We start from the raw sequence: 15285 nt of genomic DNA on the forward strand, positions 1-15285 counted from the left end.
AAGCTCGACAGTGCCACAAAGGCGACAAGCCATCTTCAGGCTACCTCTTTGAACATGCGTCAAAAAGTCAGGAAACTGTTTGTGAGCACCGAGATAGCGAGCCAAGGAAGTCTGTTCACTTCTGACTTCCTGACAGAGTCCATCCAAACGGTCTCGGAGTGGGCAGACATCGATCCTGCGTCTCTTGAAGCCTTCAAATCACGGCTCCAACACCTGTTTGACAAGTTTCCAACAGACCAGACCCCCAACGAGAGTCAAACTGAAGACGACCTGATCTGGCCGATTCTTGAAGTCCTTGGGTGGACAGACTCCCTTAGACAGCAGAACCTCTCACCCAAGGGCCGTGAAGACGTCCCCGATGGCCTCATGTTCGAAAGCACGGAGGTGAAAGCCAAGGCCAACGGCTTCCCTGAAGAGTGGAAGCGCTACGGCTTTGGGCGCGCCGTTGTGGAGTCAAAGCGTTGGGGGCGTCCTCTTGATCGCCGCTCTGGCAAGCGAGGCGAGGAAACCGCGCCTTCAACCCAGATGTTGCGCTACCTGCGACGAATTGATGACATCACAAGCGGCAACCTGCGGTGGGGAATCCTGACCAACGGGGCAAAATGGCGCCTCTACTTCTCGGGCGCACGGTCGATTTCTGAACAGTTCTTTGAGCTGGACCTTGCCACCATTCTGGATGTCCCAGGCCACGACGCAGGCTTGTTCGCACTCAATGACGGCGACAAGCAACACTGGCTCACGGTGTTCTTCCTGATTTTCCGGCGCAACGCCTTTGTGCCACTTGGCAGCGACCAGCGGACATTTCATGAAAAGGCCCTCGAAGAGGGGCGGGTCTACGAAGAGCGTGTTGCTGAAGACCTGTCCAACAAGGTCTTTGGCCAAGTCTTTCCGGACTTGGTGCGAGCCATTGTCAAGGCCGCACCCGAGGCCGACTTGCAAGAGGTGCGACAAGCAGCACTCATCTTGCTTTACCGCCTCCTGTTCATTCTTTATGCCGAAGACCGAGATCTCTTGCCTGTTCGTGACAGCCGCTATGATGATTACGGGCTGCGCAACAAAGTCAGATTCGACGTCAAAGAACGAAAAGACCGCGACGACACGTTTTCTGACACAGCCGCACGTTACTGGGCTGCCCTTGCCGACCTGTTTATCGCCATTGATCAAGGCGACACCTCCATCGGCCTGCCGCCTTACAATGGCGGGCTGTTCGACCAAGAACGCCACGCGATCTTGACCAACATCCGCATACCCGATTCTGTCATGGCCCGCGTCATTGACGCGATGTCGTTTGAGCAAACGACTGATGGACGAAAATACATCAATTATCGCAACCTTTCGGTTCAACAATTGGGATCCATCTACGAACGGCTTCTGGAATACGAAGTTGTCGAAGACGAAAATGTAATCACTGTTCGACCCAACATTTTCGCGCGCAAAGCTTCAGGCAGTTACTACACCCCTGATGATCTCGTTCAACTGATCTTGGCGGAAACTCTGGAACCCTTGATTGACGCGCGCAAGCGTGCATTCCGTGCCAAGGTCGCTGAACTGGCCGACAGCAACCTGCCTGACCATCGCAAGATGAGCACGCTGAAAACCCTTGATCCCGCGACCCAATTGCTTGAACTGAAAATCTGTGATCCCGCAATGGGGTCAGGGCATTTTCTCGTGAGCCTTGTCGACTTCTTGGCTGATCATGTCATCAGAGCGATGGCAGACGCAGAACAAGATGTTCCCAAAGAATGGGGAGATTACATTTCCCCGTTGGGCGAACGCATTGAAACCATTCGCGGCACCATTCTCACCAACGCCGATGTGCGAAAGTGGACAATCGACGAAGACCAACTTGATGACCGTCACATCATTCGCCGCATGGTTCTCAAAAGGTGCATTTATGGTGTGGACAAGAACGCCATGGCGGTGGAGCTGGCCAAAGTGGCGCTGTGGCTTCACACCTTCACGGTTGGCGCACCTCTGTCATTTCTTGACCACCATTTGCGCTGCGGAGACAGCCTGTTTGGTTCATGGGTCAAGCAAGGCATTGAGAAAGCCGCAACATATGGAACGCCTCTTCTTCTGCACGAACCCATAAAGCGCGCCCTGCGTGCCGCTTCCAAAATGCAGATTGTTGAGGGTCTGACAGACGCCGAAATTGCCGAAGCGCACAGATCAGCAGATGTGTTCGCCGAGGTTGAAGAAATGACAGCGCCGCTCGACGCGTTGTTGAAATTCATCCATGCACTCAACTGGATCGACACCAAAGACAAATCAGGCAAGGCAGCGCTCAAGGTCTTCTTTGACGGGCAGTTTGGCGACCCGCTGGCCATTGCCATGGGAAACCGAGAACCAAAGATCAAACGTGAAAAAGACCAACGCTTTGCAGAGATCTTGGCCCAAGCGAGATTGCTCATTGCCGAGGAAAACTTTCTGAACTGGCAAGTTGCTTTCCCTGGCGTTTGGTCAAATTGGGAAGAAGACACGCTTGTAGGCGGCTTTGACGCAATCATTGGCAACCCGCCTTGGGACCGCATGAAACTGCAACAGGTTGAATGGTTTGCAGAGCGGCGCCCAGAGATTTCTCAAGCACCGCGCGCCTCGGATCGCAAGAACATGATCGCGGCCCTCGAAACAGCGGGCGACCCTTTGGCAAAGGAATATGCCAAAGCCGCTGAAAGGGCAGAAACCGCCATCACTGTCGCACGAAGTCTTGGTGATTACCCGTTGCTCTCTGGCGGCGACATCAACCTTTATTCTTTGTTCGTCGAACGAGCCCATACCCTCACAGCAAAAAACGGAATGATTGGTCTGTTGGTTCCGATCGGGATTGGAACAGACAAAACCAGCGCAAAGTATGTGGCAAATGTCACCTCGAACAAAAAACTGAAATCTTTCATTTCGTTTGAAAACAAGCGGCGATGGCTGTTCAAAGATGTTCACGCGGAGGATCAGCCCACCGTCATCGTTCTGACAAACACTGAAAACACCTTTGACTCGATACAATACGCTGTGAAGCTTCATTCACTTCCAACGAAAGAGAACAATCTGACTGTGCAGATTGACGTTGACACTTTGACCACGGTCAACCCCAACACAGGAACACTCCCTATCTTTAGATCACAACGCGATGCTCAAATCGTGTCTCATATGTATGGCACCGCACCTGTATTCTTTCGCGTGGAAAATGGAATAGAGAAAGGTCACTGGAACTGTAAATACTTCACAATGTTTCACATGACCAATGACAGTCAGCACTTCAGAACCAAAGCAGAACTTCTCGAAAGTGAAAATGCTTGGCCCATAGGGCAGCACCGTTATCAAACAGCAAATGATCTGTGGTTTCCCTTGTATGAGGGCAAAAGCGTTCAGATTTACAATCATCGCTATGCGTCAATCATAACTCCCGCTGGATCTGTCAGCGGTCAAGGACAAGCCGTGCATTCAACCGACGACGACTTGGCTTCACCCGATTTCGTCACCGAACCCCGATATTGGGTGCCATCAAGCCAAATGAGGGGAATGCAAAAAGGCTATGCCATAGGCTTCAATGATATCTGCAACACCAACAACGAACGCTCATTGATCGCTGCAATGGTGCCCAGAGTGGGCACAGGAAACAAGCTGCCGCTTCTCGATGGACTTCATGCCCAGATGGCCGCCTTGCTTCTCGCCAACCTGAATTCGATACCCTGCGATTATGTTGCTCGAAACAAGATCCAAAGCCGTAACCTCAATAAGTATATTTTGGAACAACTTCCGATCATTCCGCCAAACTGTTTCCAGTCGATGACATTCGGGCAGAAGACTGCCGCGCAAGTTGTGCAGGACGCGGTTCTTGAACTGACATACACAGCCCACGATATGGCCAGCTTCGCACATGATATGGGCTATGTGGACGAGGCAGGCAATGTGCGTCAACCGTTTGTCTGGAACGCTGACCATCGCCTTGGACTGCGCGCCAAACTTGATGCCGTTTTTTTCCACCTCTATGGGATCACCGACCGCGACGACATCAGATTCATCTACTCCACCTTCCCCAAAGTGAAGCGTGATGAAGAGGAAGCCTACGGCGGCATGTATCGTTCACAAGAACTTTGCCTTGCCTGGTTTAGCGCGCTTGCCGCTGGCAAACCTGATGTAGAGATCAGCATGTGAACACCCCCAACCAGCGTTTCTCGAAGGCACAGCCTTGACGCTGGTTGCCCAACAAAAAAGCAATGGGCCGCAGGGAGCCACTGTGAGCCGTTCTGGGCGCGATCAAGGTCTTTCGCTGGCATGGCAGCAGAACGCTTTGGATTCGGCTCACAGAGCCTGTCAGCGCGATTTTGCTTTCATCGCGAACCAAGTTCCCATCCTGCCTCGCGCACACATGCCCTGTTGAGCAAAACCCGAGCAAAACCCGAGCAAAAACAGGCGCCGAAGAAGGAAGCGGGCCACCTATCTTATTGAAATATAAGAAAATTTTTGACTTGACATTTCAAAAATTGGCGGAGAGACAGGGATTCGAACCCTGGGTCCCCGTAAAGGGACAACGGTTTTCGAGACCGCCCCGTTCGACCACTCCGGCACCTCTCCGTGATCGGGGTGGTGGTTACTGTGGTCAGGCTGTGCATGCAAGGGGAATATTGTGCCGCGCCGCAAAAATGCGGAAATTTTGCGCGGGGCGGTTGGATCGCGTGAATGTTGTTTGCGTGATACTGCTGGTGGGATAGAAGCTGCATGACATACCTAGAAATATGAGGGTCAGGAATGGTAGCCAAGGCATGGCGTGCGTGCATTATTGTTGTGGTCTGCGCAACGGCGCTGTTGCCCTTCCTGCGCACGGCACACGCCAACAATCTGTCCGAGGCGTTCTTGTTGCCTGAACTGTTCGAGGTGATGGCGGCTGAAGGCAGGACAGCCATTGGCGAGGAAGGCGCGGCGCCGCTATCATCGCGCGAGCTGGATATCTGGCGTGCGGAGCTTGCCGGAATATACGACACCGACCAGATGCTGGCCGCCTTCGTTGACGCGCTGGAGCAGGCGCTGGAGCCGATGCCAGAGGTCCGCGATGACGCGATCCGCTTTGCAACCACGGATCTGGGGCAGCGCATCATGCGGCTGGAAGTGTCGGCCCGCGCGGCGTTGCTGGACGACGAAGTTGATGAAATGGCCCGGCTTGCACTTCTGGATGCACGCGCGTCCCGACAAGACACGGATGATGCGGGCCGGTTGGCCATGATTCGCGATCGTATCGCGGTGAATGACCTGATTGAGCTGAATGTCTCGCTTGGGATGAACACAAGTTATGCATATTATCGGGGTATGCTGGCAGAAGGGGCGAGTGCCGGTTTCAGTGCCGAGGATTTGCTGAATCTTGTGCAGGCACAGGAGCCGGACATACGCCGCGATGTTGTGGACTGGATCGAATCCTATTTTTTGATGGCCTACCAGCCGCTGAGTGACGCAGAGTTACAGGACTATATCGAATATTCTGCCAGCCCGCCCGGCGTTGCGTTCAACCGTGCAATGTTTCAGGCGTTTGACGCGGTTTTTGTCGGGCTGTCAGGGCGCGTCGGGCGCGCATTGGGCCGGATACTTGGCAGCGATACGCTTTGATCCGCGCTGATGGCGCGGGTATTGGCAGGCTGCCAAACCCTTAGCGGCATTCGTCAATGACGCCATGCAAGAAGCGCTCGCAGGCGTCCAGTTGCTCAAGCGTGACGAATTCGTCTGCGCGATGTGCCTCGCCAATCGAACCGGGGCCGCAGACGACTGTCGGGATGCCTGCCATTTCGTCAAACAGCCCGCCTTCGGTGCCATAGGCCACCTTGATGCTGTCATTTCTGCGGGCCAGTTTGCGCGCCGTCAGCGCGACTGGCGCATCGGCATCCGTATCCAGCCCCGGGAACGCCGCGATCAGGTCCAGTTCAATCCCGGCGGCGGGGTCGGTGGCCTGCATCTGTGGCAGCAATTCATCGAACAGATAGCTGCGGATCTCACTCACCAGTGCATCGGCATCTTCTTGGGTCAGGACGCGAAATTCGAAATCTGTCACGAAGCGTTCGGGAACAATGTTCAGCGCGGTCCCCCCATGTGCCGTGCCCACATGTGCGGTGCTGTGCGGGGTGTCATAAAGCGGGTCGCGCAGTCCTTCGGTCGCAAGCCGCCGCCCGATTGTTTGCATCCGCGTAATCAGCCTTGCGCCATATTCGACCGCGTTGACAAATTCCGGCGCGCGCGACGAATGGCCTGCGGTGCCGGTGAATGTGGCGCGCAGGCTGCGTTTTGTCTTATGCCCGATGCAGACCTGCATCAGCGTCGGTTCGCCCACGATACACCCCATTGGCCGGACGGGCTGCGCGGCAAGGTCACGCAGCAATCCGCGCACGCCGATACAGCCCACTTCTTCATCATAGGACAGGGCCAGATGCACGGGGCGTGCCAGTTGCGCGTTCTGCAATGCAGGGGCAAGGCCCAGACAGCAGGCGACAAAGCCCTTCATGTCGCATGTTCCGCGCCCGAAAAACCGCCCGTCACGTTCGGTCAGGCAGAACGGGTCCGTGCTCCAGTCCTGTCCGTCCACGGGCACTGTATCGGTATGGCCTGACAACACCCATCCGGGCACGTCGGCGGGGCCGAAGGTTGCCCAAAGATTGGCCTTGGTTCCTGTCTCATCATAGATGCGCCGACAGGTGGCGCCGTGGCGTGTCAGCCAGTCTTCGGCCCAGTCGATCAGCGGCAGGTTGGAATTGCGGCTGGTGGTGTCAAAGCCAATCAGGGCTTCAAGGGCGGTTCGCGTGGCAGCACTTGGCATCAGATTTCTCCGGTGTGGGTCTGGTTGGCCCGCGCGCGGACCATCGCCATGAACGCCAGCGTGGCGGACGAATGGCGGATGTCTGCGGGCGACAAAAAGCTGGTCTGCAGGGTGATCCGCGGCGCAAACGGGCGGGTAACAAGGCTGGGGTCCAGCCGCAGGGCGGTGGGGAAAGGGTTGATGAGCGCAACGCCAAGCCCTTCGCGCACCAGTTCTGCTGCCGAAACAACGGTCGCGGTTTCAATGGTTATGTTCGGCTGCACCCCGGCTGCGGCCAGCGCGCGGTCCTTGGCGACGCGCGCGGAATGGCGGCGGGTCTGCGCGACATAGGCGCGCCCGTCCAGATCTTCAGGTCTGATGACGGGTTTTGTGGCCAGAGGATCAGTGCGTTGCATCAGACACACCACATCCGAATCGCGGAACGGTTCTACCCGAACCCCGGCATGGTTGGGTTCGGCATCGGACAGGGCGATGTCCACGCGCCCTTCGGCGACCTGCGTGACCAGCACATCGCTGGACAAAACATCAATCAAGATCTTCTGCTCGGGAAAGCGGCGCGCGAAATCGGCGACAGGGCCGGGCAGAAAACGGTGCGCGATGGTGGGGGGCGCGGCAATGCGCAGGGGCACTGTGGGATCGGGTGCGCGCCGGTCGGGGTTTTCAATACGGGCCAGAACCTTGAACAATATGTCCAGTTCCGCATCCACACCCAGCGCTTCGGCTGTGGGCAGCAGGCGGCCGCTTTCGCGTGAAAACAATGCACGCCCAAGACGTTCTTCAAGTTGCGCCAGCGCACGGCTGACTGCGGGCTGCGAAATTCCCAAAAGATCGGCTGCTGCCGTTGTTGTTCCGGTGGTCACAATGGCGCGCAGAACGCGCAGTTCCCGTAACCTTATGTCCGAACCGTCATTCTTGCTATTCTCGTCAGGCACCGCGCCTCCTATGCGTTTTGGTTATGATGTTTTCTATTTACAATGCTATTAATGCATCGTAGCGTTTAACGCAAGAGCGGCTTGTGTTGGTCATGCACTTGCGCGGGCCGCCCTGTCAAAAGATCAAGAAGACGCCGTGCGCAAGGCGTGCGAAAACCACAAACAGGGAGCTTCAAATGCCCAATACTTCATCAAGAGCACTATTAATGTCCGCCAGTGCGGCGCTTGCGTTGTGTGCGGGCGCTGTTGGCGCCGAAACGCTGCGGATCGGGCTTGCGTCCGAACCCACATCCGTGGACCCGCATTATCACAACCTTGGCCCGAATAACGCACTGGCCCGCCATATCTTTACGCCCCTTATCGTGCAGGACGCGAACCAGCTTCTGGAACCGGGCCTTGCCACGGAATGGGAAGCGGTTGATGACACAACATGGCGCATTACCCTGCGCGAAGGTGTCACCTTTTCCAACGGCGACCCGTTCACCGCGCGCGATGTGATCTACACAATCTGCCGTATTCCACTGGTTCCTGACGCACCATCGCCCTTCACGCTGTATACCCGCGCCATCGCCGGGCTGGAGGCTGAAGATGATTACACCCTGATCGTCACAACCGATGGCCCCGCGCCGCTGCTGCCCAACCAGTTGTCCACCTTCGGGATTGTGTCGGCCAGTGTCTCGGGCGCTGAAGATGAAGTGGTCTTTGGTGGCGACGAATGCACAGGTGTTGGCGACGCGCCCGCATCGGCAGAATTCAACAGCCCTGATTTTGCGATCGGCACCGGCCCCTACACGCTGGGCGCTTATATTCGCGGCGAAGAACTGCGCCTGTCGCGCAATGAAAATTTCTTTGGCGATGCGCCCGCATGGGATGAAATCGTGATGCGCCCGTTAACCAACTCCGGCGCGCGCGTGGCCGCGTTACTGGCAGGTGACGTGCATATGATCGAAAACCCGCCCACGCAGGACATCGCGCGGATTGAAGGGGATGGTTTCACCATATCCTCGGGCCTGTCCAACCGCGTGATTTACGTTGCGCTGGATCAGGGTGATGCCCCCACACCGGGGATCGATGGTGACACCAACCCGCTACAGGATGTCCGTGTGCGTGAAGCGCTGGCGCTGTCCATCGACCGCGAAGCCATCCGCGACCGGCTGATGCTGGGTCTGTCGGAACCCGCAGGCGAATTGCTGCCCGCGCCAATGTTCGGCACCAACCCTGACCGTCCGGCCATTTCTTACGACCCCGACCGTGCGCGCGAATTGCTGGCGGAAGCGGGCTATGAAGACGGGTTCTCGATCGTGCTGGGCACGCCCAATGACCGCTACATCAACGATGGTCCGATTTCGCAGGCTGTAGCCCAGATGTGGACACAGGTTGGCGTGCAGACTGAAGTAGACGCCAAGACATTCTCGGCGTTCATTGCAGACCGCAATGGCTTCAACTTCTCGGCCTTCCTTGCGGGCTGGGGTGCCGGCACTGGTGAAATGTCGTCGCCACTGGGCGCGCTTGTTGCCACTCGCGACCCTGACCGCAGCCTTGGCGGCACCAATTTTGCCCGCCATTCCAACCCGGAAATCGACGACCGGCTGGTCGAGGCGTTGCAAACGGTCGATGATGATGCACGCGAAGCGCTGCTGCGCGAAGCCAGCACAATCGCGATGGACACATTCGCCATTGTGCCTATCCACTATGAGCTGACGACATGGGCACTGGCCCCCGGTCTGGAATATGAAGCACGCGCGGACCAATATACATTGGGTGCTGCCGTGGTTCGGGCAGACTAAGCGTCAACCACATGTCACATGCGCCGGGTTTAATCCCGGCGCATCACGTTACTTTTGCCAGCGGAGAAAATCGTCATGGTGGCGTACCTGCTTCGGCGTCTGGGCCAAAGCCTGCTTGCCGTGATTGCAATGGCGGTGCTGGTTTTCATCGGCGTCTATGCGATTGGCAATCCCGTCGACATCCTGATCAACCCCGAAGCCACTGAACGCCAGCGGCTGGAAGTCATGGAACGGATGGGGCTGGACCGGCCCTTGTGGGAACAGTTCTGGGTGTATTTCGGCAACTTGCTACAGGGCGACTTCGGGCGCTCGTTTGTGTATGGCGAAAGTGCCATGTCTGTGATTTTGCAACGTTTGCCTGCAACCATGGAACTGGCGTTATTTGCCTTGGTGCTGGCCATCGTGTTTGGCGTGCCGCTGGGCGTGATTGCGGGGTTGAAGCCCGATACGTTCACCGGACGCAGCATTATGGCCGGGTCCATTCTGGGGTTCAGTCTGCCGAATTTCTGGCAAGGTCTGATGATGATCCTGATTTTTGCGGTCTTTCTGGGGTGGCTGCCTGCGGGCGGGCGCGGCCAGACGACAGAGTTTCTGGGCTTGCGGGTCAGCTTTCTGAATGCGGACGGGCTGAAACACATGATCCTGCCTGCAATCAATCTGGCGCTGTTCAAGATGGCGCTTGTCATCCGTCTGGCGCGCGCGGGCACGCGCGAGGTGATGATGCAGGACTACATCAAATTCGCCCGCGCCAAGGGGCTGTCCTACCGGCGGGTGGTGCTTGTGCATGTGCTGAAAAACATCATGATCCCTGTCGTGACCATTCTGGGGCTGGAACTTGGCTCGATGATCGCTTTTGCTGTGGTCACTGAAACCGTGTTTGCATGGCCCGGTATGGGCAAGCTGCTGATCGACAGCATCAACCGTTTGGATCGTCCTGTGATCGTGGCTTATCTGATGCTGATTGTATTCCTGTTCGTGTTGATCAACTTCCTTGTTGATCTGCTGTATTCCGTGCTGGACCCAAGGGTGCGACTGGCGCAGCGGGGGGCACAATGACCGATATCCCAAACCCCACGCCCGCGAAAAAGGCCAAGGCCATCAGCCCGCTGCGGGCCGCTATGCTGGATTTTGCAGCAAGCCCGCTGGCGATGATCGGTCTGTTTGTGATGGTGGTGATGGCGCTGTCTGCGATCTTCGCGCCGTGGATCACGCCACAGAACCCTTATGATCTGTCGCAACTGTCGATCATGGACAACAACATGCCACCGGGGTCGGAATCCTTTGGGGGGATGACCTATTGGCTGGGCACGGACCCGCAGGGGCGCGACATGCTGTCGGCCATCATATACGGCTTGCGGATGAGTCTGATGGTCGCGGTCACCGCAACGCTGTGCGCGCTGGCCATCGGTATGGCAATGGGCATCACTGCGGCCTATTTCGGCGGCCGTGTCGACACGCTGATCATGCGGGTTGTGGACCTGCAACTGTCCTTTCCGGCCATTCTGGTGGCGCTGATCCTGCTGGCCATTCTGGGCAAGGGCGTGGACAAGGTGATCATCGCGCTGGTGATCGTGCAATGGGCCTATTATGCGCGCACGGTGCGCGGATCGGCGCTTGTGGAACGGCAGCGCGACTATATTGCCGCCGCGCGCGGGCTGGGGCTTGGGCATGCGCGGGTGATGTTTCGCCACCTGCTGCCCAACACCCTGCCGCCGCTGATTGTTGTGGCCACTGTGCAGATCGCGCAGGCGATTGCGCTGGAAGCAACGCTGTCCTTCCTTGGTGTGGGCGTGCCGGTCACAGAACCGTCGCTGGGCCTGCTGATCGCCAATGGCTATTCCTACCTGTTGTCAGGGGCTTACTGGATCAGTGTGTATCCCGGCATTGCCCTGCTGGTTGCCATTATCGCGATCAATCTGGTCGGTGACCAGTTGCGCGACGTTCTTAACCCCCGTCTGAGGCGCTGATATGACTGCTGTTCTACAGGTTGAAGACCTGAAAACCCATTTCTTCACCCGTGCAGGCGTTGTCCCTGCGGTTGACGGTGTCAGCTTCAGTGTCAACCGTGGCGAGGTGATGGGTCTGGTGGGCGAAAGCGGGTCTGGCAAGACCGTCACCGGATTTTCGATCATGGGGATGGTGGACAAACCGGGCCGCATTGTCGGCGGGCGTATCCTGTATCAGGGGCGCGATCTTGCCAATATGTCCGAACGTGAATGGCAGGCCATTCGTGGCCGCCATATCGCGATGATCTTTCAAGACCCGATGATGACGCTGAACCCCGTGCTGAAAATTTCCACCCAGATGATCGAGGCGGTTCAGGCGCATGTGCACATCAGCAAAGAAGCAGCACGCGAACGCTGCCTTGCCACGCTGGCGCGTGTGGGCATCCCGTCACCTGCTGAACGTATGGACGCTTATCCGCACCAGTTTTCGGGCGGCATGCGCCAGCGTGTGGCGATTGCCATTGCGCTGCTGCACGACCCCGAAGTGATCGTCGCGGATGAACCGACCACAGCGCTGGATGTCACCATTCAGGCGCAAATTCTGGCCGAAGTGCAGAAGCTGGCTGAAACCAGCGGCACAGCGCTGATCTGGGTGACCCATGATCTTAGCGTGGTGTCCAGCTTGGCCGACAATATTGCCGTGATGTATGCGGGCCGCATTGTCGAGCAGGGGCGGGCGGCCACCGTGCTGCGCTATCCGGCGCATCCTTATACGCATGGGCTGATCGAATCGATCCCCAGCCGCAACAAGCGCGGTGGCGATCTGGCGCAAATTCCCGGTATGACGCCGCCCTTGCTGGATCTGCCGCAAGGCTGCGCATTCCGGCCCCGCTGCCCGAAAGCAACCGATGCCTGCCGTGCCGAACAACTGCCGCGCGAAATGCCGACAGGGCAACACGCGCGGTGTATCCACCCGATGCAACCGGCACCCGAGGTGGCACAATGAGCGATGCCTTGATTGAAATTGAAAACCTTTCGAAGCTGTTTCGCGAAGAACACGATATGGCCGCGCGCATGGCCGCGCGCATGGGGGTAGGGCATGAACCCGCCACAGTGCATGCCGTCGATAATGTCAGCTTTTCCATAGCCCCCGGCGAGGTGGTGGGGCTGGTCGGCGAAAGCGGGTCGGGCAAATCCACCATTGGCCGGATGATCGCGGGGTTGCTGCCCGCCACTGAGGGGCGAATTTTGTTTCAGGGTGCTGACATCACCACCCGCAACCGCGCCGAGACGAAGGCTGCGGCGCTACAGATCCAGATGATCTTTCAAGATCCCATGTCCTCGCTTAATCCGCGGATGCGGGTGCGCGAAATCATTGCCGAAGCGCCTGTGTATCATGGCATCATCAAGCAATCGCAGGCCCGCGAATTCGTGGCGGACACATTGGAACGCGTGGGGCTTGAACCGTCAGCCGGCGACCGCTACCCGCACCAGTTTTCCGGCGGCCAGCGCCAGCGTATCGTGATTGCGCGCGCGCTTGCTGTCAGCCCGCAATTCCTGATTTGTGATGAATCCGTGGCCGCACTCGATGTGTCCATTCAGGCGCAGGTTCTGAACCTGTTTATGCGGTTGCGCCGCGAACTGGGGCTGGCCTATCTGTTCATCAGCCACGATCTGGGCGTGGTTGAACATATCTCGGATCGGGTGGTCATTCTGTATCTGGGCCGCGTCGTGGAAATAGCCCCGACCGAGGCACTGTATGCCGACGCCCGCCACCCCTATACGCAGGCGCTTCTGGCCGAAGTGCCCCGCCTGTCATTCGAGAAACGCCGGTTCGAGCCGATCAAGGGTGAAATCCCATCGCCGATGAACCCGCCGCCCGGATGCCATTTTCACACACGCTGCCCCTTTGCCGGACCAAGATGTTCGCGCGAAGTGCCACCCCTGCGGCATACCGGCCCCCGCGCCGTGGCCTGCCATCTGGAAGACGGAGGTGTCGAATGACCATCATTCCCGGTGTGCTGGAAGTCGTGGGCGCGGACAGCCAGCATGTGCCTTTGGTGTTCGACAGCCCCCATTCCGGCACCGATTATCCCGCCGATTTTCGCCCCATCGCGGACGGCGCGGCCCTGCGCATGGCCGAAGATACGCATGTCCATACCCTGTTTGCGGGTGTGGTGGATGTTGGCGGTGTGATGCTTCATGCGCTTTTCCCGCGGTCTTATGCAGATACCAACCGCGCGGTGAATGATCTGGACCCCGCGCAGATTGAGGGCACGCTGGCCATGGCCCTGCGCCCAACTGTCAAAAGCCGCAATGGCATAGGGTTGTGCTGGACGCGGGTGCCACCGGATGGCGCGCCGATGTATGACCGCCCCCTTACCGCGGCAGAGGTGCAGCACCGCATCGACACCTATCACCAACCCTATCAGCGCAAACTGCGCGCGCTTCTGGATGCGACCCACAGCCGCTGGGGGCAGGTCTGGCACGTCAACTGCCATTCCATGCCGCACCATGCCAGCGCCATGTCGCCCGAACCGATGGGCACCACGCGCGCCGATTTTGTTTTGGGGGACCGCGATGGCACGGCATGCGCGCCTGCGCTGACACAAACCATCCGCGATTTTCTGGTCGCGCGCGGCGTGTCGGTCGGCATTAACGATCCGTATAAGGGGATGGAGCTGGTGCGCGCAAACGGGAACCCGGCCGCGAACCGCCATTCCATACAGATAGAAATCAACCGCAGCCTGTATATGAATGAGGCCACACGCCAACCCAATGACGGATTTTCGTCCCTGCAAGTGATGTTGAATGACCTGTCAGTGCATCTGGCCGAATTTGCTGCTGACCAATCATAAAGGCCCAGAATATGACACTCTTTTCCTATCCCGTGGAACTGACCCCGCCCGATATCAGCGCATACGCGGCCGGAAATACCGGCACCCCCTATATCTGGACATTCGACAGCGGCCAGCCCGGCCCGCATGTTGCGGTAAGTGCGGTGGTGCATGGCAATGAACCTTGTGGTGCCATCGCGCTGGACTGGCTGTTCAAACATGATGTACGCCCCCGGCAGGGCAGGCTGTCGCTGGCTTTCATCAACACCGCCGCCTATCATGCGTTTGACGCGGCAAACCCGAATGCCAGCCGCTGGGTGGATGAGGATTTCAACCGCCTGTGGTCGGCGCAGGTTCTGGAAGATGCCAACCGCAAGCTGACGATCGAGTTGGCGCGCGCACGCGAAATCCGGCCCTGGCTGGACAGTGTTGATCTGTTGCTGGACATTCATTCGATGCAACACAAAACCGAACCGCTGACGATTGCCGGACCGCTGGCCAAGGGGCGTGAACTGGCGCGCGCGGTTGGCACACCTGCCGTTGCGGTCAGTGATCGCGGCCATGATGAAGGTGTGCGGATGCGCGATTATGCGGATTTCGCGGATGAGCATTCGCCACGCAATGCATTGCTGGTCGAATGCGGTCAGCATTGGGAACTGCCTGCCGCCGATATTGCGCTTGATACGACGCTGGCCTTTCTGGCCGCGACAGGTGTGGTGCCACAGGAATTTGTGGCCACGCACCGCCCCTTGCCTGTGCCTGACGCCATGCGCTTTTATGAAGTGTCCGGCCCTGTGACGGTCGAAACTGATAATTTCCGTTTCGCAAGTGACTGGCGCGGGTTCGAGCATTTGCCCCAAGGCAGCTTGATCGGCCATGACGGTGAGCGCGAAATCCGCGCTCCGCACCCGACCACGGTTCTGATCATGCCGTCAGAGCGGCTTTGGCCCGGCAAAACCGCCGTCCGGCTTGCGCAACCTGTCGCATAAG

The 15285-nt window shown here is 58.0% G+C and carries 11 protein-coding genes and 1 tRNA gene; 9 read left to right on the forward strand and 3 right to left on the reverse strand.

The annotated features are described in order from the left end of the window. Window positions 1-81: 81 nt before the first annotated feature. On the forward strand, window positions 82-4152 hold the full coding sequence (locus P8S53_RS05795) for an Eco57I restriction-modification methylase domain-containing protein (protein WP_277806198.1): 4071 nt from the start codon (window positions 82-84) through the stop codon (window positions 4150-4152). A gap of 330 nt (window positions 4153-4482) precedes the next feature. Here P8S53_RS05795 and P8S53_RS05800 read toward each other — a convergent pair. Next, a tRNA-Ser gene (locus tag P8S53_RS05800) sits at window positions 4483-4572 on the reverse strand. Window positions 4573-4746: 174 nt separating this feature from the next. Here P8S53_RS05800 and P8S53_RS05805 point away from each other — a divergent pair. Then, on the forward strand, window positions 4747-5595 hold the full coding sequence (locus tag P8S53_RS05805; RefSeq protein ID WP_277806199.1) for a hypothetical protein: 849 nt from the start codon (window positions 4747-4749) through the stop codon (window positions 5593-5595). A 40-nt stretch (window positions 5596-5635) separates the two neighbouring features. Here P8S53_RS05805 and argE read toward each other — a convergent pair whose 3' ends face one another. Then, window positions 5636-6793 carry an acetylornithine deacetylase gene (gene argE / locus P8S53_RS05810; protein ID WP_277806200.1) on the reverse strand — a complete coding sequence of 386 codons (1158 nt, stop codon included), beginning with the start codon at window positions 6791-6793 and terminating at the stop codon, window positions 5636-5638. After that, complete coding sequence (locus tag P8S53_RS05815; RefSeq protein WP_277806201.1) at window positions 6793-7725, reverse strand: LysR family transcriptional regulator; 933 nt, start codon at window positions 7723-7725, stop codon at window positions 6793-6795. The genes argE and P8S53_RS05815 overlap by 1 nt, the downstream gene beginning before the upstream one ends. A 206-nt stretch (window positions 7726-7931) precedes the next feature. On the opposite strand from P8S53_RS05815, the gene P8S53_RS05820 reads away from it, so the two are divergent. The 7 genes from P8S53_RS05820 to P8S53_RS05850 all read left to right on the forward strand — a co-directional run bounded on the left by P8S53_RS05820 (window position 7932) and on the right by P8S53_RS05850 (window position 15284). Further along, window positions 7932-9512 (forward strand): ABC transporter substrate-binding protein, encoded by a 1581-nt coding sequence (locus tag P8S53_RS05820; protein ID WP_277806202.1) that lies wholly within the window; start codon window positions 7932-7934, stop codon window positions 9510-9512. 75 nt (window positions 9513-9587) lie between these two features. After that, a complete protein-coding gene (locus P8S53_RS05825) occupies window positions 9588-10568 on the forward strand; it encodes an ABC transporter permease (protein ID WP_277806203.1) in 981 nt (326 codons plus the stop codon). Beyond that, window positions 10565-11479 (forward strand): ABC transporter permease, encoded by a 915-nt coding sequence (locus P8S53_RS05830; RefSeq protein ID WP_277806204.1) that lies wholly within the window; start codon window positions 10565-10567, stop codon window positions 11477-11479. The genes P8S53_RS05825 and P8S53_RS05830 overlap by 4 nt, the downstream gene beginning before the upstream one ends. Window position 11480: 1 nt before the next feature. Continuing rightward, on the forward strand, window positions 11481-12464 hold the full coding sequence (locus P8S53_RS05835; RefSeq protein WP_277806205.1) for an ABC transporter ATP-binding protein: 984 nt from the start codon (window positions 11481-11483) through the stop codon (window positions 12462-12464). After that, window positions 12461-13462 (forward strand): ABC transporter ATP-binding protein, encoded by a 1002-nt coding sequence (locus P8S53_RS05840; protein ID WP_277806206.1) that lies wholly within the window; start codon window positions 12461-12463, stop codon window positions 13460-13462. Before P8S53_RS05835 ends, P8S53_RS05840 begins: the two co-directional genes overlap by 4 nt. After that, the gene (locus tag P8S53_RS05845) at window positions 13459-14316 is read left to right on the forward strand and encodes an N-formylglutamate amidohydrolase (RefSeq protein ID WP_277806207.1); all 858 of its coding nucleotides are present in this window, start codon (window positions 13459-13461) and stop codon (window positions 14314-14316) included. The genes P8S53_RS05840 and P8S53_RS05845 overlap by 4 nt, the downstream gene beginning before the upstream one ends. Window positions 14317-14327: 11 nt before the next feature. Further along, window positions 14328-15284 (forward strand): succinylglutamate desuccinylase/aspartoacylase family protein, encoded by a 957-nt coding sequence (locus P8S53_RS05850; protein WP_277806208.1) that lies wholly within the window; start codon window positions 14328-14330, stop codon window positions 15282-15284. The last annotated feature ends 1 nt before the right edge of the window (window position 15285 follow it).

It is taken from the genome of Roseinatronobacter sp. S2 (genome assembly GCF_029581395.1).
Classification (GTDB): Bacteria; Pseudomonadota; Alphaproteobacteria; order Rhodobacterales; family Rhodobacteraceae; genus Roseinatronobacter.

What these genes read in the sequence shown, in the direction of transcription:
- P8S53_RS05830 (WP_277806204.1), top strand. Translation starts at nt 10,565, where the DNA reads ATGACCGATATCCCAAACCCCACGCCCGCGAAAAAGGCCAAGGCCATC.
- P8S53_RS05845 (WP_277806207.1), top strand. Translation starts at nt 13,459, where the DNA reads ATGACCATCATTCCCGGTGTGCTGGAAGTCGTGGGCGCGGACAGCCAG.
- P8S53_RS05820 (WP_277806202.1), top strand. Translation starts at nt 7,932, where the DNA reads ATGTCCGCCAGTGCGGCGCTTGCGTTGTGTGCGGGCGCTGTTGGCGCC.
- P8S53_RS05805 (WP_277806199.1), top strand. Translation starts at nt 4,747, where the DNA reads ATGGTAGCCAAGGCATGGCGTGCGTGCATTATTGTTGTGGTCTGCGCA.
- argE (WP_277806200.1), bottom strand. Translation starts at nt 6,793, where the DNA reads ATGCCAAGTGCTGCCACGCGAACCGCCCTTGAAGCCCTGATTGGCTTT.
- P8S53_RS05840 (WP_277806206.1), top strand. Translation starts at nt 12,461, where the DNA reads ATGAGCGATGCCTTGATTGAAATTGAAAACCTTTCGAAGCTGTTTCGC.
- P8S53_RS05825 (WP_277806203.1), top strand. Translation starts at nt 9,588, where the DNA reads ATGGTGGCGTACCTGCTTCGGCGTCTGGGCCAAAGCCTGCTTGCCGTG.
- P8S53_RS05835 (WP_277806205.1), top strand. Translation starts at nt 11,481, where the DNA reads ATGACTGCTGTTCTACAGGTTGAAGACCTGAAAACCCATTTCTTCACC.
- P8S53_RS05850 (WP_277806208.1), top strand. Translation starts at nt 14,328, where the DNA reads ATGACACTCTTTTCCTATCCCGTGGAACTGACCCCGCCCGATATCAGC.